This is a genomic window from Streptomyces hilarionis (assembly GCF_024539675.1).
Taxonomy (GTDB): Bacteria; Actinomycetota; Actinomycetes; order Streptomycetales; family Streptomycetaceae; genus Streptomyces; species Streptomyces hilarionis.
Window position 1 is genome coordinate 1 of record NZ_JAHHIT010000818.1, and the last position, 251, is coordinate 251.

The following is a 251-nucleotide window of genomic DNA, read 5'->3' on the forward strand; positions in this document are numbered from 1 at the left end:
TGATTTACCCGCGTCGTTCTCCCCCACCAGGGCAGTGACGCCCTTGTTGAATTCGATGAATAGGTTGTTTGGCTCGGCGCCAAACTGACGGAAATTCTGAATTTTGAGTGCTGACAAATACATCCATGTGTCCTGTCATAAAGGCCTGCAGTGCAGTAGGCGGGTTAGTCAATAATACTGGAAATCGAGCAAGCAACTTGCTTGTCGGCGAGATTTAGGTGGGCAGTTGCAAATCCAGTTCTGTATCGATA

1 protein-coding gene is annotated in these 251 nt (G+C 48.2%); it reads right to left on the bottom strand.

Going from position 1 to position 251, the window contains the following annotated elements; translation table 11 throughout:
* On the bottom strand, nucleotides 1-123 hold a 123-nt coding region (locus KMS84_RS44750; protein ID WP_498066991.1), incomplete at its 3' end, for an AAA family ATPase.
* Nucleotides 124-251: the final 128 nt, after the last annotated feature.